Origin of the sequence: Candidatus Mycobacterium wuenschmannii (assembly GCF_030252325.1) — a bacterium.
In the GTDB taxonomy this organism is placed as follows: Bacteria; Actinomycetota; Actinomycetes; order Mycobacteriales; family Mycobacteriaceae; genus Mycobacterium; species Mycobacterium wuenschmannii.
The window spans coordinates 800651-827103 of the sequence record NZ_CP126981.1 but is presented as its reverse complement, the minus strand read 5'-3'; the positions used below and the strand labels follow the sequence as shown (position 1 = coordinate 827103).

General features: G+C 66.5%; 27 protein-coding genes. 7 read left to right on the top strand and 20 right to left on the bottom strand.

Annotated features, from left to right (window positions below):
• The first annotated feature begins 188 nt into the window (after window positions 1–188).
• Window positions 189–605 (top strand): nitroreductase family deazaflavin-dependent oxidoreductase, encoded by a 417-nt coding sequence (locus PT015_RS04175; protein WP_285190916.1) that lies wholly within the window; start codon window positions 189–191, stop codon window positions 603–605.
• Here PT015_RS04175 and PT015_RS04170 read toward each other — a convergent pair.
• Genes PT015_RS04170 through PT015_RS04160 form a run of 3 tightly spaced genes read right to left on the bottom strand, consistent with a single transcriptional unit; the run spans window position 602 to window position 2554 of the window.
• Window positions 602–958, bottom strand: a complete 357-nt coding sequence (locus PT015_RS04170) for a DoxX family protein (protein WP_285189025.1) — start codon at window positions 956–958, stop codon at window positions 602–604. The genes PT015_RS04175 and PT015_RS04170 overlap by 4 nt on opposite strands.
• Window position 959: 1 nt before the next feature.
• Window positions 960–2096: an SPFH domain-containing protein gene (locus tag PT015_RS04165; RefSeq protein ID WP_285189023.1), complete on the bottom strand. Its 1137-nt coding sequence runs from the start codon at window positions 2094–2096 to the stop codon at window positions 960–962.
• A gap of 26 nt (window positions 2097–2122) precedes the next feature.
• Complete coding sequence (locus PT015_RS04160) at window positions 2123–2554, bottom strand: NfeD family protein (RefSeq protein ID WP_285189021.1); 432 nt, start codon at window positions 2552–2554, stop codon at window positions 2123–2125.
• 58 nt (window positions 2555–2612) lie between these two features.
• On the opposite strand from PT015_RS04160, the gene PT015_RS04155 reads away from it, so the two are divergent.
• A complete protein-coding gene (locus PT015_RS04155; protein ID WP_285189020.1) occupies window positions 2613–3470 on the top strand; it encodes a hypothetical protein in 858 nt (285 codons plus the stop codon).
• Here the strand turns inward: PT015_RS04155 and PT015_RS04150 are convergent.
• Genes PT015_RS04150 through fabG1 form a run of 3 tightly spaced genes read right to left on the bottom strand, consistent with a single transcriptional unit; the run spans window position 3467 to window position 6066 of the window.
• The gene (locus tag PT015_RS04150; RefSeq protein ID WP_285189017.1) at window positions 3467–4480 is read right to left on the bottom strand and encodes a ferrochelatase; all 1014 of its coding nucleotides are present in this window, start codon (window positions 4478–4480) and stop codon (window positions 3467–3469) included. The genes PT015_RS04155 and PT015_RS04150 overlap by 4 nt on opposite strands.
• Before the next feature lie 6 nt (window positions 4481–4486).
• Window positions 4487–5296, bottom strand: a complete 810-nt coding sequence (inhA, locus tag PT015_RS04145) for an NADH-dependent enoyl-ACP reductase InhA (protein WP_285189016.1) — start codon at window positions 5294–5296, stop codon at window positions 4487–4489.
• Window positions 5297–5322: 26 nt separating this feature from the next.
• On the bottom strand, window positions 5323–6066 hold the full coding sequence (fabG1, locus tag PT015_RS04140) for a 3-oxoacyl-ACP reductase FabG1 (protein ID WP_285189015.1): 744 nt from the start codon (window positions 6064–6066) through the stop codon (window positions 5323–5325).
• A 157-nt stretch (window positions 6067–6223) separates the two neighbouring features.
• Here fabG1 and PT015_RS04135 point away from each other — a divergent pair, with 157 nt between their 5' ends.
• The gene (locus tag PT015_RS04135; RefSeq protein ID WP_285189013.1) at window positions 6224–7063 is read left to right on the top strand and encodes a type IV toxin-antitoxin system AbiEi family antitoxin; all 840 of its coding nucleotides are present in this window, start codon (window positions 6224–6226) and stop codon (window positions 7061–7063) included.
• A gap of 80 nt (window positions 7064–7143) precedes the next feature.
• Here PT015_RS04135 and PT015_RS04130 read toward each other — a convergent pair whose 3' ends face one another.
• From PT015_RS04130 to PT015_RS04105, 6 genes are all read right to left on the bottom strand, one after another.
• Complete coding sequence (locus PT015_RS04130) at window positions 7144–8151, bottom strand: VWA domain-containing protein (RefSeq protein WP_285189012.1); 1008 nt, start codon at window positions 8149–8151, stop codon at window positions 7144–7146.
• Between the two features lie 43 nt (window positions 8152–8194).
• Window positions 8195–9106, bottom strand: a complete 912-nt coding sequence (locus PT015_RS04125; RefSeq protein ID WP_285190915.1) for a DUF58 domain-containing protein — start codon at window positions 9104–9106, stop codon at window positions 8195–8197.
• Window positions 9107–9156: 50 nt separating this feature from the next.
• Window positions 9157–10290: a chaperone MoxR1 gene (moxR1, locus tag PT015_RS04120; protein WP_285189010.1), complete on the bottom strand. Its 1134-nt coding sequence runs from the start codon at window positions 10288–10290 to the stop codon at window positions 9157–9159.
• Window positions 10291–10433: 143 nt separating this feature from the next.
• A complete protein-coding gene (ripB, locus tag PT015_RS04115; RefSeq protein WP_390887991.1) occupies window positions 10434–11126 on the bottom strand; it encodes an NlpC/P60 family peptidoglycan endopeptidase RipB in 693 nt (230 codons plus the stop codon).
• Between the two features lie 46 nt (window positions 11127–11172).
• Window positions 11173–12594: an NlpC/P60 family peptidoglycan endopeptidase RipA gene (gene ripA / locus PT015_RS04110; protein ID WP_285189007.1), complete on the bottom strand. Its 1422-nt coding sequence runs from the start codon at window positions 12592–12594 to the stop codon at window positions 11173–11175.
• A 250-nt stretch (window positions 12595–12844) separates the two neighbouring features.
• Window positions 12845–13387 carry an Rv1476 family membrane protein gene (locus tag PT015_RS04105; protein WP_285190914.1) on the bottom strand — a complete coding sequence of 181 codons (543 nt, stop codon included), beginning with the start codon at window positions 13385–13387 and terminating at the stop codon, window positions 12845–12847.
• Window positions 13388–13631: 244 nt separating this feature from the next.
• On the opposite strand from PT015_RS04105, the gene acnA reads away from it, so the two are divergent.
• Together acnA and PT015_RS04095 are read left to right on the top strand one after the other, a co-directional pair.
• Window positions 13632–16475 carry an aconitate hydratase AcnA gene (gene acnA / locus PT015_RS04100; RefSeq protein WP_390887928.1) on the top strand — a complete coding sequence of 948 codons (2844 nt, stop codon included), beginning with the start codon at window positions 13632–13634 and terminating at the stop codon, window positions 16473–16475.
• 20 nt (window positions 16476–16495) lie between these two features.
• On the top strand, window positions 16496–17059 hold the full coding sequence (locus tag PT015_RS04095) for a TetR/AcrR family transcriptional regulator (protein ID WP_285189004.1): 564 nt from the start codon (window positions 16496–16498) through the stop codon (window positions 17057–17059).
• An 11-nt stretch (window positions 17060–17070) separates the two neighbouring features.
• Here PT015_RS04095 and PT015_RS04090 read toward each other — a convergent pair whose 3' ends face one another.
• From PT015_RS04090 to trxA, 4 genes are all read right to left on the bottom strand, one after another.
• Window positions 17071–17262 carry a helix-turn-helix domain-containing protein gene (locus PT015_RS04090; RefSeq protein ID WP_285189003.1) on the bottom strand — a complete coding sequence of 64 codons (192 nt, stop codon included), beginning with the start codon at window positions 17260–17262 and terminating at the stop codon, window positions 17071–17073.
• Window positions 17263–17378: 116 nt separating this feature from the next.
• Window positions 17379–19007 (bottom strand): ABC-F family ATP-binding cassette domain-containing protein, encoded by a 1629-nt coding sequence (locus PT015_RS04085; RefSeq protein ID WP_285189002.1) that lies wholly within the window; start codon window positions 19005–19007, stop codon window positions 17379–17381.
• A gap of 74 nt (window positions 19008–19081) precedes the next feature.
• Window positions 19082–19888 (bottom strand): enoyl-CoA hydratase, encoded by an 807-nt coding sequence (locus PT015_RS04080; RefSeq protein WP_285190913.1) that lies wholly within the window; start codon window positions 19886–19888, stop codon window positions 19082–19084.
• Window positions 19889–19929: 41 nt separating this feature from the next.
• Window positions 19930–20292: a thioredoxin gene (gene trxA / locus PT015_RS04075; RefSeq protein WP_285189001.1), complete on the bottom strand. Its 363-nt coding sequence runs from the start codon at window positions 20290–20292 to the stop codon at window positions 19930–19932.
• Window positions 20293–20449: 157 nt separating this feature from the next.
• On the opposite strand from trxA, the gene PT015_RS04070 reads away from it, so the two are divergent.
• On the top strand, window positions 20450–21202 hold the full coding sequence (locus tag PT015_RS04070; protein WP_285189000.1) for a DUF5666 domain-containing protein: 753 nt from the start codon (window positions 20450–20452) through the stop codon (window positions 21200–21202).
• Here PT015_RS04070 and PT015_RS04065 read toward each other — a convergent pair whose 3' ends face one another.
• Together PT015_RS04065 and PT015_RS04060 are read right to left on the bottom strand one after the other, a co-directional pair.
• Window positions 21203–22351 carry an acyl-CoA dehydrogenase family protein gene (locus PT015_RS04065; RefSeq protein WP_285188998.1) on the bottom strand — a complete coding sequence of 383 codons (1149 nt, stop codon included), beginning with the start codon at window positions 22349–22351 and terminating at the stop codon, window positions 21203–21205.
• Window positions 22348–23841 (bottom strand): carotenoid oxygenase family protein, encoded by a 1494-nt coding sequence (locus PT015_RS04060; protein WP_285188997.1) that lies wholly within the window; start codon window positions 23839–23841, stop codon window positions 22348–22350. The genes PT015_RS04065 and PT015_RS04060 overlap by 4 nt, the downstream gene beginning before the upstream one ends.
• Window positions 23842–23864: 23 nt before the next feature.
• On the opposite strand from PT015_RS04060, the gene PT015_RS04055 reads away from it, so the two are divergent.
• Window positions 23865–24602 carry a FadR/GntR family transcriptional regulator gene (locus PT015_RS04055; protein ID WP_285188996.1) on the top strand — a complete coding sequence of 246 codons (738 nt, stop codon included), beginning with the start codon at window positions 23865–23867 and terminating at the stop codon, window positions 24600–24602.
• Between the two features lie 7 nt (window positions 24603–24609).
• On the opposite strand, the gene zwf is transcribed toward PT015_RS04055, so the two are convergent.
• Both zwf and PT015_RS04045 read right to left on the bottom strand, forming a co-directional pair.
• Complete coding sequence (gene zwf, locus PT015_RS04050) at window positions 24610–26013, bottom strand: glucose-6-phosphate dehydrogenase (RefSeq protein ID WP_285190912.1); 1404 nt, start codon at window positions 26011–26013, stop codon at window positions 24610–24612.
• A 148-nt stretch (window positions 26014–26161) separates the two neighbouring features.
• Window positions 26162–26386 (bottom strand): hypothetical protein, encoded by a 225-nt coding sequence (locus PT015_RS04045; RefSeq protein ID WP_285188995.1) that lies wholly within the window; start codon window positions 26384–26386, stop codon window positions 26162–26164.
• Window positions 26387–26453: the final 67 nt, after the last annotated feature.

Below are 26453 nucleotides of genomic sequence, written 5' to 3'. Positions count from 1 at the left end.
GTAGTCATCAGGTGCTCAGGTACCCATTAACGCTCGATTCGAACATGTGAGTGACGGATGCCGCACCGACAACGGGCATCCAGCTAATTTGCAGCCCGGTCCGCCACCATGGGTAGGTGTCTGCCACCGCTTGGCTTCGGTCGCGCCTCGCGGCGCTCGGAGCAGGCGTATTGCGCACGAGGGCCCTGATGCGCATCCCGATCTGGGCCTACCGTTTGGGAGCCGGCGCGCTGTTCGGTGAGCGACTGATCATGCTCCAACACATCGGGCGCAAGACAGGCAACCGCCGCTACGTCGTACTCGAGGTCATCGGCCATCCCACACCACAGACATACCTCGTCGCCTCCGGATTCGGGGAAAAGGCGCAGTGGTTCCGCAACGTCAGCGCCTCACCCCGGGCGTGGGTCTACGTCAGCGGCCGCTCTCCCGTCGCGGCATCGGCGCGAATCCTCCCCCGACACGAGGCGGACCACGCCCTCGGCGATTACATCAAGCGACACCCGCGGGCGTGGGCCCGATTCAGACCCGTGCTGGAGCACACGCTCGGCTGCCCAATCGCCGAGACCAATACCGCGTTGCCGATCGTCGAGTTCCGGCTCGACTAGTCAGGCGCGGGCCCTTTCGCCGTCAACACGGCGTAGAGCGCCAGAAACGACGCGGCCGGGATCGCGTTGACGATGCTGTCCCGGACGCGTAGGTGCGCTCCCACTGCGAGCACGAAGTACAGGGTCAGCATGGCGGTCGTCAGCCGTGCCAATGCCGGGAATCGGCTCGCGGCGAGCAAACCGATCGCCGACGCCCCTTTCGCCGACGGCAGCACCCAGCGGATGTCCTGCGGAACACCCAACGTGTCAAGGCTTTTCGTGATCGGCGGGATCGGGATCGCGCAGGCGACCGCATCGACGGCCTGGAACGCGGCCAGGCCGGCGTATGTCTTCGGCGAGGTCAGCGCGCCCACGTCACTGTCCCAACTGGTGGCGCGGCGGCAGAACACCCTCGACGGGCTTGTGCGCATCGGCTTCGGCCTTGGCGACCGCCTGCATGATGGCGGGGTCGGTCTCGGTGGAGAACCAGTCCTTGACGTCCGAGTCGTCCTCGGGTTTGGCCGGGGTGTCCTCGACGGGCGAGGGAGCGAACCTGAACACCCCGTCGTCGCCGGGTGCGCCGAGTGACTTGTAGAAGCCCTGCAGTGCGGTGCCGAAGTCGCTGGGCACCACCCAAACCTTGTTGGCGTCGCCCTGCGCCATCTTGGGCAGTGTCTGCAGGTACTGATAGGCCAGCATTTCCGGGGTGGGCCGGCCGGCCTTGATCGCCGCGAACGTCTTCTCGATGGCCTTGGCCTGGCCCTGTGCCTGCAGGAATGCCGCGGCCCGTTCACCCTGCGCGCGCAGCATCCGGGACTGCCGGTCGGCCTCGGCGGCGAGAATCGATGCCTGCTTGGCACCCTCGGCGGCGAGGATCTGGGACTGCTTCTCCCCCTCGGCCTGCTTGATGGCGGCCTCGCGGGTTCCTTCGGCGGTCAGGATCATCGCGCGCTTCTCGCGGTCGGCCTTCATCTGCTTTTCCATCGACGCCTGGATCGACGGCGGCGGGTCGATGCTGCGCAGTTCGACGCGCGCGACCCGCAGCCCCCAGCGGCCGGTCGCCTCGTCGAGCACGCCACGCAATTGGCCGTTGATCTGGTCGCGGGAGGTCAGCGTCTGCTCCAGCGTCATGCCGCCGACCACGTTGCGCAGCGTGGTCGTCGTCAACTGCTCGACGCCGACGATGTAGTTGCTGATCTCGTAGACCGCGGCCTGCGGGTTGGTCACCTGGAAGTAGACGACGGTGTCGATGTTCAGCGTCAGGTTGTCCTCGGTGATCACCGGTTGCGGCGGGAACGAGACCACCCGCTCGCGCAGGTCGATCCGGGCGCGGATGCGGTCGATGAACGGCACCAGCAGGGTGAGTTGCCCGCTGACGGTGCGGCTGTAGCGGCCCAGCCGCTCGACGACGGCCGCCTCGGCCTGCGGAATCAGCGCCACCGACTTGGCGACGACGATGACCGCGAACACCACCAGCACGGCAAAGAACAACAGCCCGGCAGTTGCACCCATTCGATTCTCCTAGAGCTCTCGGACGATTACGGACTTCTCCAGACCACCGCAGTGGCCCCATCGATACGCATGACGGTGACCTGTTCGCCGGGTTCGAACTCGTCGCCCTCATTCAATGGCCTCGCGGTCCACACTTGACCGTCTACCTTCACCTGACCCTCGTCGCGGGCCACGTGGTCGAGCACCAGCGCGGGCTTGCCTTCCAGCGCCGCGATGCCCGTCGTCATGATCTTCGGCGTCAGGTGTCGCCGCAGCGCCGGCCGCACCAGCGCCAGCAGCAGCACCGACACCACCAGGAACACCGCGCCGTCGACCCAGATCGGAGCGCCAAGCAACCAACTCGATCCGGAGGCGGCCAGCGCCCCGCCGCCCAACATGAGCAGGAACATGTCGCCGGTGAGCGCCTCGGTACCGGCCAGTCCTATCGCGACGATCAGCCAGATCACGGCCGCAGACATGCCGTCAGGATATCGCGAGACCGGCCGTGGCCACGGTGAACAACTAGACTTCATATCCATGTGGTGCCCAAGCGCAACGCTCTCGGTCTGGGCCAATGCCTGGCTGGCCGGCCGGGCCGCGCCCGACGACGTCCTCGACGCGTTATCTTGTTGGGCACCAGCACAATCCGTCACCGCCTACGACTCGGTGGCCGCGGGCCACACCGGGCTGCCGTGGCCGGATATCCATGACGCAGGCGTGGTTTCGCTGCTCCAGACGCTGCGGACGGCCGCCGGGCGGTCGTCGACCGGCACGCCGTCGGTGGCGGTGGTGCTGCCGATTCCCGGCGACAGTCGCGGCCTGCCCCCGGGCACCCAGTTCGAGCGCGACGCGATGACCGCGGGTGAAGCCGTGATCGTCGTCCACCCAGACGATCCGGCCAAGGCCGTCGGGCTGGTGCCGGAATTCGAGTACGACGAGTCCGACGACGAATCGGTGATTCCGGAACTCGCCGCGTTGTCGTGGACGGTTTACTCGCTTCCCGGCGCCCCGATGCTCGACCATGTCGAGTTGGGCGAGGCCGAATACGACTTACGCCTGGCGGTGCGCTCGGCCGCGGACGCCCTCACCACGATCGGACTCGGCTCGGCCGGAGTCGACGTCGACGACCCGCGCGGAATGGTCGAGCAACTGCTGGAATCGACTCGGCACCACCAGATTCCGGAACACGCACCGTCACGGGCAATGCGGGTGCTGGAGAACGCGGCGCATGTCGACGCGATCATCACGGTCAGCGCCGGACTGAGCCGGATCGGCACCCAGTCGCTGTCGGAGGCGCAGATCGCCACAGATGCGCTGCGGCCGCTGGCGGCGGTGGTCCGTTCGGCAAGAATGGCTGCGCTGAGCGCGATTCTGCACTCCGCCTGGCAGATTTAGGTCGGCCACACCTCGGCGGCGCAATGCGGCGGACGGCATGGCTCGCCGTTGATTCCGGCCGAGCAACCGGGTACCGGGTTCGGCGCGGCGACCCGCGCGGGCGGGTTGCCTTGGCGCAGTTCATCGATCAGGTCGACCGCAAGGCGCGCGAAGCGAGGATCGGCGTTCGGGGTGCTGACCCGGGCGAGGGCGACGCCGGCCGCGTCGGTCTGCGCGCGCAATTCGGCGTCGAGATCCCACACCACCTCGATGTGGTCGGCGACAAATCCGATCGGGCAGACGATGACCGCCGTCGTACCGGTCTCGGTGAGCGCGGCGACGTGGTCGGCCACATCCGGTTCCAGCCACGGCACCTGCGGCGGACCGGAGCGTGACTGCCACACGACGTCGTAGTCGTCGTATCCGGCCGCCGTCGCGACAAGCCTTGCGGCGTAATGTACTTGGCGGCTGTACAACTTCGGTCCCTGGCGGTCGTCGGCCGCGCTCGGTACCGAATGCGCAGTGAACACCAGTCGGGCGTCCTCAGGCACCGACTTCGCGGCCGCGACGAGGTTGTCGGCGAAGATCTCGACGAACAGTGGATGGTCGAAGTAGCGCCGCAGCTTGACCAGTTCGGGCGCACCGGGTCCGGCCGACTTCAGTGCGCGATCCAGGTCCTCGGAATACTGTGTGCACCCGGAATAGCCGCTCCACGCCGACGTGGTGAACACCGCCGCGCGCCGAATCCCGTTGTCACGCATGGCCGCGACGGTGTCTTCGACATAGGGCTCCCAGTTGCGGTTGCCGAAGTACACCGGGATGTCCACCTGGGACTCCAACTGGACGATCAGGTCGCGATTGATGCCGTTGATCGGCGACACCCCACCGAAGTGCAAGTAGTGCTGCGCGACGTCGTCGAGCCGCTCCGGCGGGATGTTGCGCCCGCGGGTGACGTTCTCGAGGAACGGCCGCACCTGCTCGGGCCCTTCCGGACCTCCGAAGGACAGCAGTAGGAGCGCGTCGAAATCCATTGGGCGCTAGAGCAACTGCGTGCTGGCGCCGCCGTCGGCGTAGATGATCGTGCCGGTGGTGGCCGGCAGCCACTCGGACAGCAGCGCACACACCGTCTTGGCCACCGGCGTCGGGTCTTTCATGTTCCACCCGATCGGCGCCCGTTGGTCCCAGCCCTCTTCGAGCAGCTGCATCTGGGCGCCTGCCTCGTCGCCGAGTGCACCGCCGACGATCGCGCTCATGGCCAGGGTCCGGATCGGTCCGGCGGCAACGAGATTCGACCGCACACCGAACTTGCCCGCTTCCCGCGCCACGAACCGGTTGACCGATTCCAGCGCGCTCTTGGCGACCGTCATCCAGTTGTACGCCGGCATCGCGCGGGTCGGGTCGAAGTCCATGCCGACGATCGACCCGCCGGGGTTCATGATCGGCAGCAACGCCTTGGCCAGAGATGCGTACGAATAGGCTGAGATGTGAATGCCTTTGGAGACGTCTTCGTAGGGCGCATCGAAGAACGGGTTGATGCCCATTCCGGTTTGCGGCATGAAGCCGATCGAGTGCACGACGCCGTCGAGCTTGTTGCCGTCGCCGATCTCGGCAGTGACCCGCTCGGCGAGGGTGTCGAGGTGCTTCTCGTCCTGCACGTTGAGTTCGATCAGCGGGGCTTTCTCCGGCAACCGGTCGGCGATGCGCTGGATCAGCCGTAGCCGGTCGAATCCGGTGAGCACCAACTGGGCGCCCTGTTCCTGTGCCGCCTTGGCGATGTGAAACGCGATCGACGCGTCGGTGATGATCCCGCTGACCAGGATTCGTTTGCCTTCGAGCAGTCCCGCCATGTCCGTCCTTGTCTCGTGATGTGAAGTCAGTGGCCCATGCCCATGCCGCCGTCGACCGGGATGACGGCACCGGAGATGTAGCTCGCGTCCTCGGAGGCCAGGAAGCTGACCACCCCGGCCACTTCGGCGGCGGTACCAACCCGCTTCGCCGGAATGAAATCCAGTGCGCCCTCTTGGATTCGCTCGTCGAGCGCGCGCGTCATGTCGGTGTCGATGTAGCCGGGCGCGACGACGTTGGCGGTCACGTTGGCCTTGGACAGCTCACGCGAGATCGAGCGGGCCATGCCGATCACGCCGGCCTTGGAGGCCGCATAGTTGGCCTGGTTGCCGATCCCCCAGGTGCCCGATACCGATCCGATGAAGATCAAGCGGCCGAACCGCTTTCGCTGCATGCTGCGCGACGCTCGCTGCACCACCCGGAACGCCCCGGTGAGGTTGGCGTCGATGACCTTCTCGAACCGCTCTTCGGTCATCCGGATCAGGAACGCGTCGGCGGAGACACCGGCGTTGGACACCACGACCTCGACCGGACCCTGGTGTTCTTCGACTGCGATGAAGGCGCGATCGACGGCTTCGCTGTCAGTGACGTCGCACTCCACGCCGAACAGACCCTCGGGGGCGCCGGATCCGCGGTGGGTGACGGCGACCTTGTGGCCGTCGGCCGCGAGTCGCTGCGCGATCGCCAACCCGATCCCCCGGTTTCCACCGGTGACCAGGACCGAGCGGGATACGAACGCGGGCTTGCCGCCGTCAGTGGCTTCGTCAGTCACTCCGACAACCTATCGCTTGACCACAGCCGGGCCGAAATCGCCCGGCGCCGACGGCGAGCGCAGCCGAGCGTGACGCCATGGCGGGGTCACGCCGCGGAACGGCGCCGTGCCGTCACGCTCGCGAAGCGTGTCGGATAGCACCGGCACACTGCCCGCCATGGATGAGCCGTTTCTCGGAACCGAGGCGCTCAACGCCGGAGAATTGACTCGTGACCAGTTAAGACGGCGCTGCGTCCGGGTGTATAGAGATGTGTACCTGGCGCGCGACGTAGAGCTGACGCCGAAGAGACGCGCGCGGGCCTGTTGGTTACGGTCGCGGCGCCGGGGAATCCTGGCGGGCTTTTCCGCGTCGGCGCTCCACGGCTCGCGGTGGATCAACCCGGCATGGCCGGCGGCGATCATCGACAGCAACCGCCGCCCAGCCGCCGGAGTCCGGGCCTGGGAGGAAAGTATCGAGTGCGACGAGATCAGCGTGGTCGATGGCATGCGGGTCACGACACCGGCCAGGACCGCCCTCGACATCGCCAGGCGCTACCCGATCAACACGTCGGTGGCCGCAATCGATGCGCTCGCGCAGGCGGTCACGTTGAAGCCCGCGGACATCGAGCTACTCGTTTCCCGATATCGAGGCAGGCGCGGAATGTGCCGCGCCCGAGCTGCCCTGGATCTGATCGATGACGGAGCACAGTCACCGAAAGAAAGCTGGCTACGCCTGCTGCTGATCCGCGGCGGGCTTCCGGCGCCGCAGACCCAGATTCCGGTCCGCGATGAATTCGGTTGTGTTGTGGCGTATTTGGACATGGGCTGGGAAGACATCCTGGTCGCCGTGGAATACGACGGCGACCACCATCGAACGGATCGCGTCCAATATGTCAAAGACATCCGCCGACTCGAGATGGTCGAACATCGAGGGTGGATCCTCGTTCGCGTCGTCGCCGGGGACCATCCACTGGACGTGCTTCGGCGGGTTCGAGCGGCACGCGCTCGCCGAGCGTAACGCCGTGGCGGGATCGGGCGGCTGACTAGCGCCGTAGCGTTACGGTCGATAAACCCACCGAGGTCGCCGGCGCGAGCGAACTACGTCGGCAGCCGCCGGTTGATCAGCAGCGCCGCCAGCCCGGCCAACGCGAGCACCAGCGAACCCAGTCGCAGCCAGCCGATGCTGGCGTCACCCCGGATCGTCTCGTAACCGATCTGCTGTTGCAGCGATGCGTAAACCTGCTTGAGCTCCTGCAGGTTCGAGGCATCGTAGTGGGTGCCGTTGGACAGCTCAGCGACCTTCTTCATCGTGCTGTCGTCGACGGGCACCGGCTGGCGCTGCCCGTTGATCTCGACGAACCCGTACGGGGTGCCGAACGAGATCGTGGAGATCGGCACGCCCTGATCCTTGGCGGTGCGCGCCGCGGTGAAGGCACCCTTCGGGTTGTCCGGGTTCGTCGGCATCGTCTCTTTACCGTCGGAGAACAGCACGATTCGCGCGGGCGGCGGGGTGTCGCCGCCACCGATCACTGCGCCGACGGTGGCGATGGCCTGCAGGGCGGTGAAGATGCCCTCGCCGGTGGCGGTGCGGTCGGCGAACTGCAGCTTGTCCAGTGCGGCTTTGGTCGCATCGCGGTTCGTGGTGGGCTGGACGAGCACCGTCGACGTGCCGGCATAGGCGATCAGGCCGAGGTTGATACCAGGGGTCAGCTCGCCGGCGAACTCCTTGGCCGCGACCTCGGCGGCGGCCATCCGGTTGGGTTCGACGTCGGTGGCTCGCATGGACTGCGAGACGTCGATGACGAGCATGACCACCGCGCGATTACGGGGGATCCGGACATCGTGGGTCGGACCGGCCATCGCGATCGTGAACAGCAGCAACGACGCGACCAGCAGAATCGCCGACAGATGCCGCCACCGCGTAGGTTGTTTCGGCGCAACGCTTTCCAGCAGCTCCATGTTGGCGAAGCGCAGCATCCGGCGCTGCCGGGCCAGCTGCGAAAAGACATAGAGGGCGACGATCGCCAGGATCACGAACAGGAACAGGAAGAACCACGCGTGGGCGAACCCGGAAAGCGTCATCGGCCCGAGTAACGGCAAAGTCATAGCAAACCCGTCTTGATATTGAGGCCCGCGTGCACAGCGGAAGTCACTGGCGACCCGTCAGCGCGCCGCGGCGGCGCGATTCGACGAAGCGCACGGTGTCGGCGATCCAGTCACGGTCGGTGCGCAGCGACAGCAGCGGTGCCCCACAGCTGCGCAGGGTGCGGGCCACGTCGGCGCGGTGTGCGGCAGCGGCTTTCGCGAAGTCGTCGCGCAGTTGCTCGTCGATGGTGAACTCGCGGGAGCGGCCGGTCTCGGCGTCCTGGAGGATGACGTCGCCGACATCCGGCAGTTCCACGTCGCGGGGGTCGAGCACCTCGACGCCGAGCACCTCGTGGCGCGCGGAGATCGCCCGCAGCGGTCGCATCCAGTTGATCGGGCCGAGGAAGTCGCTGATGATCACCGCCATCCCGCGGCGCCGTTCCGGACGGCGCAGCGCGTCGATGGCGACCGACAAGTCGCCGCGCACACCGACCGGGGCCTTCGGCATGGTCGCGATGGTCCGTAGCAGCGTCTGCTCATGCTGTCGACCCGAGCGGGCCGGAACACGAGTTACCTTCTCGCCGTTGGCAATCAACGCGCCGAGCCGGTTACCGCCGCCGCTGTTGAGGAATGTGATGGCGGCCGCGGCGGCGACGGCCAGGTCCCGCTTCTCACACACCGCGGTGCCGAAGTCGAGGCTGGCCGACATGTCGACCACCAGCCAGGTCTCCAGCTCACGGTCGGCGATCATCTGCCGCACGTGCGGGTGAGTGGTGCGCGCGGTGACCGCCCAGTCCATCCGGCGTACGTCGTCGCCGGGCTGGTACTCGCGTGACTCCCCCGGCTCCGACCCCGGACCCGGGATCAGGCCGAGGTGATCGCCATGCAGCACACCGTCGAGCTTGCGCCGCACGGTGAGCTCGAGGGTCCGCAGTGCCGCCGCCAATTTGGGATCGTCGATGTTCCCGCGCAGCATCGATGGCGGATGAGTAGCCACGGGCTTCTCCGCGGCGGAGTTGCTATCGGTCACCGACCGCTGGCCGCACCCGCGGCCTGCATTGCCGGGGGCACCGAATGCCCTTGCTGCGGGACAGCATTCACCTGAGGCATCCCGACGGTCTGTAGCACCCGGTTGATGACGACATCCGACGAGATCTCGTCGGCGAGCGCGTCGTAGGTGAGCACCAAGCGGTGGCGCAGCACGTCGGGGATGACCTCGACGATGTCCTGCGGGATCACGTAGTCGCGACCGCGGACCAGGGCGAGCGAACGCGACGCCGCGATGATGCCCAGCGAGGCACGAGGCGAGGCGCCGAACGAGATCCAGCTCTTGACGTCGTTGAGGCCGAGTTGCTCGGGGTGTCGGGTGGCCGTGACGACCCGCACCACGTAGTCGACCAGCGCGTGGTGGACGAAGTTGTTCGCGGCGATGTCCTGCAGTCGCAGCAGGTCACTGGTGTCCAGGATCTGCTTGGGCTCCGGCGGCTTGACGCCCATCCGGTAGATGATCTCGCGCTCTTCCTCGGGCGACGGGTAGCTGACGTTGATCTTGAACAGGAAGCGGTCGCGTTGCGCCTCGGGCAGGGGGTAGACACCCTCGTGCTCGATCGGGTTCTGCGTGGCCATCACCAGGAACGGGTTGGGCAGCGGGAATCGTTTGCCACCGATGGAGACCTGCCGCTCCTGCATGACCTCCAGCAGCGCGGACTGCACCTTGGCCGGCGCGCGGTTGATCTCGTCGGCGAGCAGGAAGTTCGCGACGACGGGACCGAGCTCGGTGTCGAACTCTTCCTTGCCCTGCCGGTAGATGCGGGTACCGATGATGTCGGTGGGCACCAGGTCCGGGGTGAACTGGATGCGGGCGAAGGATCCGCCGACCACCTTGGCGAAGGTCTCGACGGCAAGGGTCTTGGCGACACCGGGCACGCCCTCGAGCAGCACGTGGCCCTTGGACAACAGGCCGACGAGCATCCGCTCGACGAGCTGGTCCTGGCCGACGATGATCCGCTTGACCTCGAAGATGGCCCGTTCCAGGGTGTGCACCTCGGCCGCCAGGCCGTTACCGCCCCCGCCGGGGGCCGCGTGCGCCGGAGCCGTCGAAGCACTGCCAGAACCCGAGTAACCGCTGGTGCCCGGCGGCGGCCCGCCTGCTGATGTCATCGATTACCCTCCACGGCTCAGACCTTCCAAGGCTCAATCAGACGCGACTCTCGCACCACGAACGTCACGGGGCAGCGGTGTGCCCTGGTTCAACTATTCCAGGCCACCCGGAATCCGTCGACGTGGCCTGCTCCGGTACTCGATCAGTACTCGATGATCCGGGTCAGGAACGGCGTCATGCCGCCCTTGCGGACCGGGCTGACGGTGACCTTGCCGGCGCTTCCCGAAGCCTCCAGCATCTGACCGTTGCCCAGATAGATGGTCACGTGCTGGCCGCCGCCGGGGCCGTAGAAGATGAGGTCGCCGCGCTTGGCCTGCGACGGCGGGATGTGCCGCCCGGCCTTGTACTGGTCGCCGGAGAACCTCGGTAGCAGCACCCCGACCCCGGCGAAGCTGTAGCGGACCAGGCCCGAGCAGTCGAAGCCGACGGTGTTGGCGCCGGAGTCGATGCCCTTGCTCGGCGAGTTCGGCGTGCCGCCGCCCCAGGAGTACGGCACTCCCATCTGCGAGGACCCACGGCGGATGACGTATTCGACGGCCTGGCGGCCGTACACCCGCGGGATGCCGTTGGCGCTGGTGGTCGGTGGAGTTCCGCCGAGGTTGATTCCAAGTCCGCTGAGAAACTGCTGCCCCAACCCGAGCGTCGTCTGCGTCGCCTGCGCGGTGGCCTGCAGCGACTGGTTGGCCATGGCCACCGGGTCACCCGGCGCGCCCGCGCTGATCGTCGGCGGCAGGGTCGGGTCCCACGCGCCATCCTCGGCCTGAGCCGGAACCGTCAGCCCGAGCAGCAGGCCGAAGGCGGCCAGCACCGGCCAGACCAGCCTGGTCCAGCGCACACCCTCGGAGTCGGAAAACCTCTGGCGCATAGATCCTTTCAATGGATCAGTATTCGATGTAGCGGATGACATACGGCGTCATGCCGCTGGTGCGGACCGGTGCGATCCGGACCTTGAGACCCACGTCGGGAGCCTCGAGCATCTGACCCTGACCGAGGTAGAGCGTCACGTGCTGGCTACCGCCGGGGCCGTAGAAGATCACGTCGCCGCGGCGCATCTGCGACGCCGGGATCTTGCGACCGAGGTCGTACTGCGCGCCCGAATAGTGCGGCAGCTTGATGCCGACTCCGGCGAATGCGTAGAGGATCAGGCCGGAACAGTCGAAGCCAGTGGTTCCCGAGCCCGAACCGATGCCCTTGCCCGGGCCGGCGGCGGTGCCACCGCCCCACGAATACGGGACACCGATCTGGGAGCCGGCGCGGCGGATCACGTACTCGGATGCCTGCCGGCCGTAGACCCGTGGGATCTTACCGTTGGTGAAACCTGTTGGCGTGGGCGCCAATCCGAGCTGCTGCAGGAAGCTGCGGCCCATGTTGGAGGTGACCTCGGAGGAGGTCGACATCGTCCCGAGGACCTTGTTGAGGACCGCGACCGGGTCACCGGGCACGTTGGCGCTGGGCACCATCGGCAGCGTGGGATCCCACGCGCCGTCCCAGTTGCCGCCGTGGCCCTGAGGCTTCTCCGGCGAACCCGGCGCGGCCGGGTCCCAGCGATCTCCGGGGGACGACGCCGCCCGCTGTCCGGCATCCGGTCCGCCCGCGGATGCCGTCCAATTGCGGGCGGCGTCGAGTCTTGATTGGGCCGCGTTGCGCTCGTCGGCCAGTCGAGTGACTTCCTGTTGCTGCTCACCGAACTTGCGGTGCACGTCGACCAGGGCCGCCACCGCGGTGTTCTGGCTGGATTGCGCATCGCTGACGGCCTTGTCGGCCTTCTGCTTGGCCAGTCGTGCCGAGGATTCCTTGTTCAACTGCTCGGTGCGGGCCCGCTGCAGGTTGTCCATCACCTGCCGCGAACTGGTGGCCAGCGCCTGGCCGGCCGCCGCGGTCGCGATCATGTCTTCGGGGGTGCGCGCGGTGAGGTAGCTGTCCGACGGGCCGTTGACGTAGCTCGCCACCGCGAAACGGTCGAATCGCTTCTGCGCGGCGGCAATTGCGGCGTCCGCGTCTTTGACCGACGCCTGGCTTGTCTCGACGTCGTGCTGTGCGGTGGCGGCATTGTCGCGCGCGTTCTCGACGTCGACGACGGCCTTGTTGACGCTTTCCTCTTCGGTCTGGATCTGCGCGTTGAGGTTTTCCAGGCGCTGGTTGGCCTGGGCCACCTCGGCGATCAGCTTGGCCATCGAGTCCGGATCGGCCTTGGCCAACCCCGGCGTACCCAGCAGCAGCGCGACGCTGAGCACAGCGGGGGCGACTCGGAAGGTCAACGGGGTCGCCAATCGGATAGACGAGCCGCGGCAGTTGCGTCTCATTCGACTCGGATCTCCTCGGCTCAACGCGGGGCGGATGGCGCTAGTACTCCGAGCTACCAGCGATCACTGGAAGCACGAATAAACCAAATGCATCTCCTGCACCGTAAGTCACATCTGACCCAGCGGAAACGTATGTCACAAATTACAAGTCTGTTCTTCTGAGGATTGTGACCCTACGGTGACATCACTAATTTGCCCGCGAAAGCGGTGTCGATGCCGGCGCTATCCGACACACGAGGAATACTGCCCGCTAAGCGCTCTGATCGGCGCCTTGCGCGGGCCCGCCGGAACTACGTGCCGGAGTTGCTGACCGCCGGGCGCGCAATTGCAGGAAACGCGTTCCGGCGACGGTCGCCAATACGCCGAGCAGCACGACGATCGTGAATGGCGTCCAAGGGAACTGCGGCGTCTCGAGTTGGTGCAGAAAATTTTGCGCCGATGCCACCGTGTTGCCGGTCTTGGCGTGGTCTTCGCCGATCTCGAGGGTCGACCGGGGAAAGTGGGTGCTGTAGCTACCGACGAAGTTCGGGCTCAGAACCAGCACCGTCGCGTCCGGGTGCTGGGAGCCGACCACCGTCGCGATGTCGCGCAGCGGGGTGTCGTTCGGCGGGTTGTGGTCGAGCACGACGATCTTCAGGTCGATGTCGTGCTCGTGCGCCTGGTTGATGATGTCGAGCAGCGACGGCGTGACGGCCGGCGGCGCGCTGATGTTTCCCGCGCTGACCTGATGCTGGACGAGCGTCAGGCACTCATCGGGCTTGGCCGTCGGGTCGGCACCGACGGTGCCGCAGATCTCGCCCGGGATGTAGAGCGGCGCGTGCGGGGTAGTCACGGATGGAACGGTACCGCTTCCCGACGCCCGCGTTACGGCAGGTGGTCAGGGAAAAGAAAAGGGAGATTTCGGGTCCGCCGAAATGCAGGACAAGCGTACTGTTAGACTGGAAAGCATGCGTCGACACGGCCCGTCGGCGCACAGAAACAGCGGCGATCGCGTGTGCGGCGTAGCCAACCGCAGCGGGTTGCCGACCAGGATATAGATGCCGGGAGTTGATGTGAGCAGCAAAGATTCGGTGAATTCGTTCGGAGCCCGCGACACGCTGAAGGTCGGCGATGAGAGTTACGAGATCTATCGCCTGGATGCCGTTCCGGGCATGGAAAAGCTCCCCTACAGCCTCAAGGTCCTTGCCGAGAACCTGCTGCGCACCGAAGACGGCGCGAACATCACCAAGGACCACATCGAAGCGATCGCGAACTGGGATCCCAGCGCCGACCCGAGCATCGAGATTCAGTTCACCCCCGCCCGCGTGGTGATGCAGGACTTCACCGGCGTGCCGTGCATCGTCGACCTGGCCACAATGCGCGAGGCCGTGGGCGCGCTGGGGGGCGACCCGGAGAAGGTCAACCCGCTGGCTCCGGCCGAGCTGGTCATCGACCACTCGGTGATCCTCGACTTCTTCGGCAATGCCGACGCTTTCGAGCGCAACGTCGAACTCGAGTACGAGCGCAACGGCGAGCGCTATCAGTTCCTGCGTTGGGGCCAGGGCGCTTTCGACGATTTCAAGGCGGTACCGCCCGGCACCGGCATCGTGCACCAGGTCAACATCGAATACCTCGCGCCGGTGACGATGGTGCGCAACGGGGTCGCCTACCCCGACACCTGTGTGGGCACCGACTCACACACCACGATGGTCAACGGGCTCGGGGTGTTGGGCTGGGGCGTCGGCGGTATTGAAGCCGAGGCCGCGATGCTGGGCCAGCCGGTCTCGATGCTGATCCCGCGGGTGGTCGGCTTCAAGCTGACCGGTGAGATCAAGCCCGGCGTGACCGCCACCGACGTGGTGCTCACCGTCACCGACATGCTGCGCAAGCACGGTGTGGTCGGCAAGTTCGTCGAGTTTTACGGCAAGGGTGTGGCCGAGGTGCCGCTGGCCAACCGCGCCACGTTGGGCAACATGAGCCCCGAATTTGGTTCCACCGCAGCGATTTTCCCGATCGACGGCGAGACCATCAAGTACCTCGAGCTCACCGGCCGCACCGATGAGCAGCTGGCTCTCGTCGAGGCGTACGCCAAAGCGCAGGGCATGTGGCACGACGCCGACCACGAGCCCAAGTTCTCCGAGTATCTCGAACTCGACCTGTCCACCGTGGTCCCCTCGATCGCCGGACCGAAGCGCCCGCAGGACCGAATCCTGTTGTCAGAAGCCAAGGTTGCGTTCCGCAAGGACATCCACAACTACGTCGAGGAGAACCACGCGGCCCCCGAGTCCAAGCTGGACGAGGCGGTCGACGAGTCGTTCCCGGCCAGTGACCCGGTCTCGCTGTCCTTCGCCGACGACGGCGCCGTCGACGTGACACCGAGCGCGGCCAATGGCTGCGACGGGCGGCCGACCAAGCCGGTGAAGGTGCGCTCGGCCGAGCGCGGCGACTTCGTGCTCGACCACGGCGCGGTCGTCGTCGCGGGCATCACGTCATGCACCAACACCTCCAACCCCGAGGTGATGTTGGGTGCAGCGCTGTTGGCGCGCAACGCCGTCGAGAAGGGTCTGACCTCAAAGCCGTGGGTGAAGACCAACATGGCACCCGGCTCGCAAGTGGTCACCGACTACTACGACAAGGCCGGCCTGTGGCCCTATCTGGAGAAGCTCGGCTTCTATCTGGGCGGCTACGGCTGCACAACCTGCATCGGTAACACCGGCCCGCTGCCCGACGAGATCTCCAAGGCCGTCAACGACAACGACCTGTCGGTGACCGCGGTGCTGTCCGGCAACCGCAACTTCGAGGGCCGCATCTCCCCCGACGTCAAGATGAACTACCTGGCGTCGCCGCCGCTGGTGATCGCCTACGCCATCGCCGGAACCATGGACTTCGACTTCGAGTCCGACTCGCTGGGCAAGGACAACGACGGCAACGACGTCTTTCTGAAGGACATCTGGCCGACGACCGAGGAAATCCAGGAGACAATCGCCTCCTCGATCAACCGCGAGATGTTCGTCAAGTCCTACGCCGACGTCTTCAAGGGCGACGAACGCTGGCGCTCGCTGCCGACACCGGAGGGCAACACCTTCGACTGGAACGACAACTCGACCTACGTGCGCAAGGCGCCGTACTTCGACGGCATGCCCGCCGATCCGGAGCCGGTGTCCGACATCAAGGGCGCCAGAGTTCTTGCGCTGCTGGGTGACTCGGTGACCACCGACCACATCTCGCCGGCCGGCAGCATCAAGCCGGGCACCCCGGCGGCGCTGTACCTCGACGAGCACGGCGTGGAGCGCAAGGACTACAACTCGCTCGGCTCGCGGCGCGGTAACCACGAGGTGATGATCCGTGGCACGTTCGCCAACATCCGGCTCAGCAACCAGGTGTTGGCCGCATTGGGCGACGTTCCCTCGGGTGGGTACACCCGCGACTTCACCCAGGACGGCGGACCGCAGGCGTTCATCTTCGACGCGGCGCAGAACTATGCGGCACAAGATATTCCGCTGGTCGTGCTCGGCGGCAAGGAGTACGGCTCCGGCTCGTCGCGAGACTGGGCCGCCAAGGGCACCCGGCTGCTCGGGGTGCGCGCGGTGATCACCGAGTCGTTCGAGCGCATCCACCGGTCCAACCTGATCGGCATGGGCGTCATCCCGCTGCAGTTCCCGGATGGCAAGTCCGCCAAGGACCTTGGCCTCGACGGCACCGAGGTCTTCGACATCACCGGTATCGAGGAACTCAACAACGGCAAGACGCCGAAGACGGTGCACGTGAAGGCCGAAAAGGATGGCGGGAAAACCATCGAATTCGACGCAGTGGTGCGCATCGACACGCCTGGTGAAGCCGATTACTACCGCAACGGCGGCATCCTGCAGTACGTGTTGCGCAACATGCTGAAGGCCAATTAGTCCGCGGGAAGGGTGCAGCCTTGCCCAAGGTCAGCCAGGATCATCTGGCGGCCCGGCGCCGTCAGATCCTTGACGGCGCCCGCCGCTGCTTCGCCGAGTTCGGGTATGACGGAGCGACGGTCCGACGCCTCGAGCAGGCGATCGGCTTGTCACGCGGCGCGATCTTCCATCACTTCCGCGACAAGGACACACTGTTTTTCGAGCTCGCGCACGAGGACGCCGAGCGAATGGCCGACGTGGCATCGCGCGAGGGCCTGGTCCAGGTGATGCGCGACATGCTGGCGGCGCCCGAGCAATTCGACTGGCTCGCCACACGATTGGAGATCGCCCGCAAGCTGCGCCACGACCCGGAGTTCAACAAGGAGTGGACCGACCGGTCAGCGGAGTTGGCGGCGGCGACGATAGAGCGTCTGCGCCGGCAGAAGCAGGCCGGCCGGGTCCGCGACGACATCCCCGGCGATGTGTTGCAGTGCTACCTGGATCTCGTGCTCGACGGCTTGGTGGCCAAGGTGGCGTCCGGCGAAGACACTCGGCTGCTGACCGCCGTTCTCGATCTGGTCGAGGGCTCGGTCCGGCAGCGCTGACCCGTCCGGAATTAACGCGGGCGGGTGCGGTGGTTCGGGCCGCCGCGACTGCGCATCGTGGTGCCGGACTCGCGCAGCATGCTGTGGATCGATCCGTACGACCTGCCGGTCGACCCCACCAACGTCCGGATGCTGGCCCCGCCCTCGTAGGCGCTGCGCAATTCGCGCAGCACTTGATCGCGCGGCTTTTTCGCTTTCCCCATCGGCCCCTCCCCGGGTTGAACAGGTTCCCCAAAGAACACAGAGTAGGAACCCGGGTGGACCGGCGGAGCGGATTGACCAAATCCTATGCTACGGCGCAAGAATTGCGGCGCAGCGGTCAGGCGAGCTCGATGAGATCCCGGTACTCGTCCGACCAGTGGTCCTCGGTTCCGTCGGGCAGCAGCACGACGCGTTGCGGGTCGAGGGCCTCCGCGGCACCCGGATCGTGGGTGACCAACACGACCGCGCCCGCGTAGCTGCGCAACGCGTCGAGGACCTGTTCGCGCGATGCCGGATCGAGGTTGTTGGTCGGCTCGTCGAGCAGCAACACGTTGGCCGTCGATGCCACCAATCCCGCGAGCGCCAGCCGCGTTTTTTCGCCGCCGGACAAGGTTCCGGCCGGCTGCTCGAGTTGGCTGCCGGTGAACATGAACGCGCCCAGCAGGCCGCGCAGGTCCTGCTCCCCGGAGTCGGGCGCGGCGTGGCGGATGTTCTCCCACACGGTCGCATGGTCGTCGAGGGTGTCGTGCTCCTGCGCGAAATACCCGATCTTCAGGCCATGTCCGGGCTCGATCGCGCCGGCGTCGGCTTGTTCGACCCCCGCCAGTAGCCGCAGCAGCGTCGTCTTGCCGGCGCCGTTGAGCCCGAGCACCACGACCCGCGAACCCCGGTCGATGGCCAGGTCGACGCCGGTGAAGATCTCCAGCGAGCCGTAGGTCTTCGTCAAACCCGACGCGGTCAGCGGGGTGCGCCCGCACGCCGACGGGCTCGGGAACTTGATCCGGGCCACCTTGTCGGCCACCCGCTCGGCGTCCAGGGCGGCCATCATCCGATCGGCGCGACGCAACATATTCTGCGCCGCAACGGCTTTGGTGGCCTTGGCGCCCATCTTGGCGGCCTGCGCCCGCAGCGCGCCGGCCTTCTTCTCCGCATTGGCCCGCTCGCGGCGGCGGCGCTGCTCGTCGGTGGCTCGGGCGTCGAGATATTTCTGCCAGCCCATGTTGTAGACGTCGGCCTCGCCGCGCACGGCGTCGAGGAACCAGACCCGGTTGACGACATCGGCGAGCAGGTCGACGTTGTGGCTGATGACCACCAGACCGCCGGTGTGGCTGCGCAGGAAATCGCGCAGCCAGCCGACCGAGTCGGCGTCGAGGTGGTTGGTGGGCTCGTCGAGCAGCAACGTGGTGTCCGAACCGGAGCCGCTGTCGGACGCGGCGAACAGGATCCGGGCCAACTCGACGCGACGGCGCTGACCGCCGGACAACGTCCGCAACTGCTGGGTCAGGACGCGGTCAGGCAGGCCGAGGCTGGCGCAGATCCGGCCGGCTTCGCTCTCGGCGCCGTAGCCACCGAGGGCGGCGAAGCGCTCTTCGAGCTGGCCGTACTTGCGGATGGCGCGGTCGCGGGCGTCGTCGTCGGCGACCTCGGCCATCAGCGCCTGCTGCTTCTCCAGGTCGGTGAGCAGGGTGTCCAGGCCGCGGGCCGACAGCACCCGGTCGCGGGCCAGCACGTCGAGGTCGCCCTCTTTGGGATCCTGCGGCAGGTAACCGATTTCGCCGGTCCGGGTCACGGCGCCGGCATACGGCTCGCCTTCCCCGGCCAGGATTCGGAGCGTAGTCGTCTTGCCGGCGCCGTTGCGGCCGACCAGGCCGATCCGGTCGCCGGGCTGGATGCGCAGCGCCGGGCCGTCGGCATAAAGGAGCGTGCGCGCACCTGCGCGGACCTCGAGGTCCGTAGCCGTGATCACGGTCACTCTCCTTGCAACATCGTCGCTCCGGCTCCTCTTCAGGCCTACTACGCCTGCATCGTCGCCGGAGGGATTTAAGGCTTGTCGTCGGTGAACACCGGCGGGCGCTTTTCGGCGCGCGCGGCAACCGCTTCTTCGAAGTTGCCGGTGAGCAGGCGGACGAAGAGCTGTCCGAGACCTTCGGCCTGCATGTGCCCTTCCAGGCTAGCGGCGTCCAGTCCACTCCATAGCGTGCGCTTGGTCAACTCGACGCCCGGCCGGGAGAACGCGGCGATGCGCTCGGCCATGTCGTAACAGGTCTCCAGCAGTTGCTCGTCGGGTACCTGACTCGACACCAGCCCGATGCGCTCGGCCTCCTCGGCGTCGACGTCGCGACCGGTCAGCATGATCTCGAAAGCCCGCGACGAGCCGATGGCGCGCGGCAGTAGGTAGCTCAATCCCAACTCGCTCGCGGTCAGCCCGTTGTTGATGCCGGCGGCCCGGAAGTACGCGCCGTTCGCGGCAACGCGGATGTCGGCGGCCAGGGCCAGACACAGCCCGCCGCCGATCGCGGCGCCGTTGACCGCGGCGATCACGGGTTGGTGCATTTTGCGCAGTGCCAGGATGACGTCGTCGAGGATCGCCATCGACCGCAGTGCATAGGTGGGCCGGGTCAGGTCTTGAACATGCGGAACCGAACCGGCCGATTTGTGGTCCGCACCCGAAGAGAACCCTTTGCCGGCTCCGGTCAGCACGACAACCCTGACGGAGTTGTCGTAGGTGATGTCCTCGAGCACCTCTTTGAGCGGAACCATGACGTCGAAGGCCATGGAGTTCATTCGCTCGGGCCGGTTTAGGGTGATCAGCGCGACGTGCGGGCGGGGGTGTTCGACGAGGACCATGGTCACCGTTGAACGGTAACGCGTGACTCGTCGGGTTTAGCTCAAGCTTCGGTGCCCTCTTGGGTCGCGATCGCGGCGTCGACGTCGAAGTCCTTCACCTGCTGAACCAGGTCCTCCAGCGCGGCGGCCGGCAGCGCGCCCGCTTGGTTGAAGATGAGCTTGCCCTTCTTGAAGGCCATCAGCGTCGGGATGGAGCGGATCTGCGCGGCAGCGGCGAGTTCCTGCTCGGCTTCGGTGTCCACCTTGGCGTGCACCACGTCGGGGTGCTTGTCCGCGGAGGCGGCGAATGTCGGTGCGAACTGCCGGCACGGGCCGCACCACGACGCCCAGAAGTCGACGAGCACGATGTCGTTGCCGTTGATCGTTTCGTTGAACTGCGCGGCGGTGAGTTCTTGGGTAGTCACGCGTTGATTAACGCATGCCGATGACGCGGTGTTCCCACCGCGGTTTACACAGCGCGCTCTTAAGTGGCCTCAAGCCTGCGCTTAACGGCGACCTCAAGGGTGATATCCGTTGCCCGAGTCGGCCACCTCATCGAGGCCGACGACCGAAAGGACCCCGATGCCTGCCACCCTCTCGACCGCGCGAATGTCCCGCGCCGCGCTGCTCGCTGTCACCGGAGCCACCGCGCTGTCCCTCGCCGCGTGTGGAAACTCCAGCGAGACCAAGCCCGCTCCGGCGAGCCCGAGCAGCAGCGCCAGCGCCCCCACTTCATCAACCCCGTCGGCGTCCGACAAGAGCCACGACTGGGTAAAGGGCATCATCGACTCGGTGTCCGGCAGCACGATCCAGGTCACCGCGAAGTCCGGTCCCACGACCGTCGACTTCACGCCGTCCACCACCATCGACGAGATCACCCCGGCGCAGTTGACCGACGTCACCGTCGGCAGCTGCGTGTGGGTCCACCCCGACCACGAGGCCGACGCCCCGGCGGGCGGCCCGATCAACGCCCGCGCGGTGAAGGTCAGCGCCGCGGTCGACGGGAAGTGCCCCGGACCCGCGCCGCACCCGGCCGGCGACAAGCCGCACCACCAGATTCCGCCGCACGGTCAGGTCGCCTCGGTCGCGGGCAACACGATCACACTGAATGGCACTGACGCGCAAGGCAATCCGTCGACGATCACCGTGAACGTCACCGACACCACCAAGTACAAGAAGAAGACGCCGGCCGACGCGCACGTCATCGTTCAGGGCAAGTGCCTGGTGGCGCACGGCACCCGCGACAGCGGTAACGCCCTGCAGGCCAAGCGAATCGACGTCAAGGACGCCGTGAACGGCAGCTGCCCCGAGCACGGCAAGCACCACGACCGCTAACTAGTAGGAGCGCGGCAACCCGAGGCTGTGCTGGGCAATGTGGTTGAGGATCATCTCGCGACTGATCGGGACGGTCTTGAACAGCCGGACGAACTCATACATGTTGGCCAGCGCAACCTCGCGGGTGAAGCCGGCGCCGCCATGCACCTCGATCGCCTGATCGACGCAGCGGATGGCGGCGTCGGCGGACAGGAACTTCGCCATGTTGCTCTGCTCACCGGGGTCGGTCCCTGCGTCGTAGCCGGCGGCAGCCTGCCGCGTCATCAGACGGGCGGCTTCGAGTCCGATCTTGGCTTCCGCCAACGGATGTGCGAGGCCTTGGTGCGCGCCGATCGGCACGTCCCAGACCCGTCGTTCGCGGGCGTAACCGACGGCCTTGTCCAGTGCATAGCGGCTGACGCCGTTGCAGATTGCGGCGATGATCACCCGCTCGGGATTCATTCCGTCGAACGCGACCCGTAGCCCGTTGCCCTCGCCGCCGACCAGCCGGTCGGCCGGTACCGCGACGTGGTCGAAGAACACCGTAAAGGACTTGTCGGTGATCTCGAAGGTCATCGGGATTCGGTGCATGTCGATGCCGGGGGTGTCCCGGTCGACGAGAAACAGCGAAAGTTGCGCGCGGCCTTGGGCATCGGTGCCCGTGCGGGTGACCACGAGCAGCGCGTCGGCCTGGTCGGCCGCGGTGATGTAAGTCTTCTGGCCGCTGATGAAGTACTTGTCGCCATCGCGAGTCGCGGTGGTGGCGAGCTGGTGGCTGTTGGAGCCGGCGTCGGGTTCGGTGATCGCGAACGCGATCTTCATCGTGCCGGCGGCCATCGGCGCCAGCCACTGCCGCTTCTGTTCCTCGGTGGCATGCCGGGCGAGCAGGCTGCCGACGATTCCCGGCGAGATCATCAGCATGATCTGCGGGCAGCCGGCCGCAGCGGACTCCTCGGCGACGATGTTGAGTGCACTCAATCCCATTCCCCCACCGCCGTATTCCTCTGGCAGGTTGACGCCGACGAATCCGCCGGCGGCGAGCGCGTCCCACAACGCGGTGGGATGGGTGAGGGTTTCACTGCAGTGGGTGAAGTAGTCGTTGCCGAATTCGGCGACGATCCCGTGGACCGAGGCCCGCAGTTCGGCTTCTTCGGTGGCGGTGAGGGTCATCGGAAATCCATCCAGTGTCCGTGCGGGGTGAAGCCGAGGAGGAAGGGGATCTCGATGCGGCAGATCGGCCCCTCGGTGATGTCCTGCGTATCGAAAATCGCGTATTCGCCCAGGTTTTCGGTCCATCGCGAGATCGGCACCATCAGGTATCCGTCACCTTCGGCCGCATCGGCGGTTCGCGGGACGAAGGTCGGTTCCATCACCAGCGAGGGACGCTCGTGGCGGAGCCGATACCGCTGCTCGTCGCCGGTATGGCGGTCGCGCACGATCAGGCTGTGCATGCGCATGCCGTTGCCCTTGGCATCGCCGCCGATCAGGTAGCCCCAGCGCTGGCCTCGGCCGTAGAACCGCTCGTCGACCTTGGGCAGCTCGCAGGGCTGGTCGTCGAGCATCTCCGACTTCACACTGCCCGCGTTCAGGTCGACGGTCCAGCGCCCCAGTGTGCTGCGGGCGAGGTTGAAGAAGAGTTGAACGTCTTCGCCCTGGAATCCGTCGATATCCAGCGGGAAGGGTGGGCGTTCGAAGATCGGGGCGTCCAGCGTCAGGGTGTCGCCGTCGATGTCGGCGGCCAAGGTGTGCATGACGTATTGCTGCCCGATGTCGGCGGTGACCCAACGGATGTCGCCGTTCTCGATATCGTCGCGCGGTATCAGCGCGAGTGTGATCGGCAGCTCGGGTTGCCAGTCCTGCACCGACTTTCCGCGCTCGATGCGGTCGGGGTCGAAGGCGAATCCCTGGAACGGCAACACCATTGAGTCCTTGGTCAGCCACATGTCGTGGACCTCTGAGGTGTACGGCGCATCCCAGAGTTCGCGCGAGGCCACCGAGCCGTCCGGTCGTACGACGTGGACGGTCACGAAGGGCTGATGGTTGCTGTAGGCCCAGCCGTACAGCGTGCCGGTGTCGCTGTCCCACTTCGGATGTGCGGTGAACGCCGCATCGCCGTAGCCGGCCTTGTCGAAGATGCCGCGGGACAGGTGCGGCGACCAGGACACCATGCCGCGGGTCTCCAGCGTCATTGGGTCCAACGCGACCGGCGGGCTGCCCTGCTCGCCCGAGGCCAGGATCTCGCCCGCGAACGGAAAGCAGTTGATGTTGTTGGTGCCCTGCGGAATTCCGCGGGTGTGCTCGTCGGGTACCGCAGCGCCGAACCCGATGTTTCGCCAGTCCGTCCACTCTCCGTCCGACCAGGAGAACATGCCGCGCTGATGTTTGTCCTCGAGCAGGTACTTCGGGGTGCGGACCCAGCGGTTGCGGAAGTCGGCCCGGCCGTTGTCGAAGGTAAGCCCCTGGACCATGCCGTCCATCGCCAGTAGCCCGTTGGCGCCCTGCCGGGTGGGCCGCTTGAAGGTCGGGCCGACCCGGTAAAAGCCGCCGGCCAGGTCTTTGGGGATCTCGCCGTGGGTCGTGACGCAGTCCTCTACGGTCGCCTCGAACCGCATCGGCCGGAATGCTCCGGTGAGCACCGCGGTATTCGGAACATTCACCATAGGTACTTAGTATACTAAGTCGTATGACCCTCGCAAGGCCTTCACGCGCACCGGATGTCGTCGCCGGGACCCTGCGCCGGCAGATCCTGTCCGGCGATCTCGCACCCGGCGACTCGCTGCCCACCGAGGGGGAACTGGTCAGTCAGTTGGGCGTGAGCCGCGAAACGGTTCGCATGGCGCTACGACTGCTCGATGCCGAAGGACTGACCACCACCAGTCAGGGCCGCGGCGGCGTGCGCATCCGCCATCCCGAACCCGAGCGGGCCGCGCGATCACTCGTGCAGTTGTTCACGCTGACCGGCGCGACGTGGGGCGACCTGCTGTCGTTTCGCATCATGCTCGAGCCGGCGGCCGCGGCCCACGTCGCCGAGCACGCCACCAAGAAGCAGCGCGAACGCATCGCCGCCGTCGCGGCCGGGGGCATCGAACCCGACGGCACCGGATATCACGAATTTCACGAACTGCTGGTTGAATCCAGCGAGAACCCGCTCCTGACAACAGTTTTGGCGGCGGTAGAGCAGGCCGTGCGGTGGGCCGCCGCCGAGCAGGACATCAGTCAATACGACCGCGACGAAGCCGGCAAGTCGCATCGCGCGATCGCCGCCGCCATCTCGGCGAAGGACCCGCAGAAGGCTCAGCGCCGGATGGAACAGCACCTCTTGGCGGCACTACGCCATGTCGAGGCGTCGGGACTGCGCGATGCGCCGATGATTCCGCCGTCACGGTGGCGGGGCGAGAACAGTGACCTGCCCTGGCGCTGAAACGGCGTTATTTCTTTCCGCGCCAACCACGTTCGAACGGCAGCCGCCAGGCGCGCGGAGCGATCAGCGGGTGGACGGCGTTGGGACCCCACGAGTCGAGGTCATAGCTGCGCGACGGCGGTGGGTCGTCCAGCAGCGGGGCCGAGACCTCCCAGAGCCGCTCGATGCCCTCCGCGGTGTTGTACAGCGTCCGGTCGCCCCGCATGGCGTCGAGGATCAGCCGCTCGTAGGCCTCCAGGACGTCACCCGCGTGACCGGTCTCCTCCATGGTGAACTGCAGGCTGAGTTTGTCCAGCTTCATGCCCGGGCCCGGGCGCTTGCCGTAAAACGACAGCGACATCTTCGACACGTCGGCCAGGTCGAAGGTCAGATGGTCCGGACCCTTTTGTCCCACACCGGATCCCGGCGGGAACATGCTGCGCGGCGGCTCGTGGAACGCGATCGAGATGATGCGCTGGCCCTCCGCCATGCCCTTGCCCGTTCGCAGGAAGAACGGAACGCCCGCCCACCGCCAGTTGTCGATTTCGCATTTGAGGGCGATGAACGTCTCGGTGTCCGATTCCGGTGAGACACCGGACTCGTCGCGGTAGCCGCGGTATTGGCCGCGGACCACCTTGCTCGGGTCGAGCGGGAGCATCGAGCGGAACACCTTGTTCTTCTCTTCGCTGATTGCGGTGGACGCCAACTCGGTGGGGGGCTCCATCGCAACGAACGCCAAGATCTGGAAGAGGTGGGTGACCACCATGTCCTTGAACGCGCCGACGGATTCATAAAACTGCGCCCGGTTTTCGACGGTGAGGCGCTCGGGCACGTCGATCTGGATGTGGTCGATGAACTGTCGGTTCCAGATCGGCTCGAACAGCCCGTTGGCGAACCGGAACGCGAGGATGTTCTGCGCGGCTTCCTTGCCGAGGAAGTGGTCGATCCGGAAGATCTGTTCCTCGTCGAACCGCTCGTGAATGGCCTTGTTGAGTTCGCGCGCGCTCTTCAGGTCGACGCCGAACGGCTTCTCCATGATGACCCGGGAGTTCTCCGCGAGGTCGGCCTTGTGCAGGGTGTCCATCACCGCCAGCACCGCCTTGGGCGGGACGCTCAGGTAGTGCAGCAGCCGGACGTCCTTGCCGCCGAGCGCCTCGGTCTGTTCGGCGACCGCGCTTGCCAGGGCCTCGGGGCCGCTCTGCTGCGGCACGAACGTCAAATTGGCGATGAACTGTTCGAACAGTTCGTCGGAAACCTCGTGGTGCGCGAACTCCTTGCAGGCCTTGTGCGCCTGCTTACGGAAGGCGTCGGTGTCGAGTTCGTCCAGCGACGTTCCGATGACGCGCATCTCGGGGGCCAGCTTCGAGCAGGATAGGTGGAGCAGGCCCGGTAAGAGCTTTCGTCGCGCCAAATCGCCTGTGGCACCGAACATTACGACGACGTGCGGTGGCACTTTCGACCCCTGCTCGGGTCCGCGGGCGGTCGAGGCTTTCGTCACAGTCACGATGTTAGCCAAGGCCGCTTGGATTCACACCCTGCACAGGTGAACACTGGGCGCGGCTAGCGCCGGCCGGGACCGGTCAGGGAACCCGGTACCAGCCCTTCTCGTCGCCATAGGCCCAACCGCAGGGCGCGTATTCCCACTTGGTGCCGTCGTCGCCACCCATGACGTTGCACAGCGGTCCGCCGGACGGCGGGGAGTCCGCCTGCGCGGGTGCCGGGTCATTGTCGTCTGCATGCGCGACGCCGCTGCCCATACCCAGAGCCGCCACACAGGCAGCAACCATCATCAGCTTCTTCGTCATCGAGCGGTCCTTTCGAGTCCGGTCCCCCGATTTTGCTGGCAAATTCGCCCGCGCGCGACCGTAAAGG

Excerpts from the sequence above, each read along its gene's own strand:
- PT015_RS04065 (WP_285188998.1), bottom strand. The coding sequence starts at position 22,351 with ATGACCCTCACCGCCACCGAAGAAGCCGAACTGCGGGCCTCGGTCCAC.
- PT015_RS04045 (WP_285188995.1), bottom strand. The coding sequence starts at position 26,386 with ATGACGAAGAAGCTGATGATGGTTGCTGCCTGTGTGGCGGCTCTGGGT.
- PT015_RS04060 (WP_285188997.1), bottom strand. The coding sequence starts at position 23,841 with ATGGTGAATGTTCCGAATACCGCGGTGCTCACCGGAGCATTCCGGCCG.
- PT015_RS04125 (WP_285190915.1), bottom strand. The coding sequence starts at position 9,106 with ATGCTGCGCGGGAACATCGACGATCCCAAATTGGCGGCGGCACTGCGG.
- PT015_RS04155 (WP_285189020.1), top strand. The coding sequence starts at position 2,613 with ATGTGGTGCCCAAGCGCAACGCTCTCGGTCTGGGCCAATGCCTGGCTG.
- inhA (WP_285189016.1), bottom strand. The coding sequence starts at position 5,296 with ATGGCGGGACTGCTCGAAGGCAAACGAATCCTGGTCAGCGGGATCATC.
- PT015_RS04165 (WP_285189023.1), bottom strand. The coding sequence starts at position 2,096 with ATGGGTGCAACTGCCGGGCTGTTGTTCTTTGCCGTGCTGGTGGTGTTC.
- ripA (WP_285189007.1), bottom strand. The coding sequence starts at position 12,594 with ATGAGACGCAACTGCCGCGGCTCGTCTATCCGATTGGCGACCCCGTTG.
- PT015_RS04080 (WP_285190913.1), bottom strand. The coding sequence starts at position 19,888 with ATGGTCCTCGTCGAACACCCCCGCCCGCACGTCGCGCTGATCACCCTA.
- PT015_RS04135 (WP_285189013.1), top strand. The coding sequence starts at position 6,224 with ATGGATGAGCCGTTTCTCGGAACCGAGGCGCTCAACGCCGGAGAATTG.
- PT015_RS04130 (WP_285189012.1), bottom strand. The coding sequence starts at position 8,151 with ATGACTTTGCCGTTACTCGGGCCGATGACGCTTTCCGGGTTCGCCCAC.
- PT015_RS04175 (WP_285190916.1), top strand. The coding sequence starts at position 189 with ATGCGCATCCCGATCTGGGCCTACCGTTTGGGAGCCGGCGCGCTGTTC.
- PT015_RS04070 (WP_285189000.1), top strand. The coding sequence starts at position 20,450 with ATGCCTGCCACCCTCTCGACCGCGCGAATGTCCCGCGCCGCGCTGCTC.
- moxR1 (WP_285189010.1), bottom strand. The coding sequence starts at position 10,290 with ATGACATCAGCAGGCGGGCCGCCGCCGGGCACCAGCGGTTACTCGGGT.
- PT015_RS04160 (WP_285189021.1), bottom strand. The coding sequence starts at position 2,554 with ATGTCTGCGGCCGTGATCTGGCTGATCGTCGCGATAGGACTGGCCGGT.
- PT015_RS04090 (WP_285189003.1), bottom strand. The coding sequence starts at position 17,262 with ATGGGGAAAGCGAAAAAGCCGCGCGATCAAGTGCTGCGCGAATTGCGC.
- PT015_RS04150 (WP_285189017.1), bottom strand. The coding sequence starts at position 4,480 with ATGGATTTCGACGCGCTCCTACTGCTGTCCTTCGGAGGTCCGGAAGGG.
- acnA (WP_390887928.1), top strand. The coding sequence starts at position 13,632 with ATGCCGGGAGTTGATGTGAGCAGCAAAGATTCGGTGAATTCGTTCGGA.
- PT015_RS04055 (WP_285188996.1), top strand. The coding sequence starts at position 23,865 with ATGACCCTCGCAAGGCCTTCACGCGCACCGGATGTCGTCGCCGGGACC.
- zwf (WP_285190912.1), bottom strand. The coding sequence starts at position 26,013 with ATGTTCGGTGCCACAGGCGATTTGGCGCGACGAAAGCTCTTACCGGGC.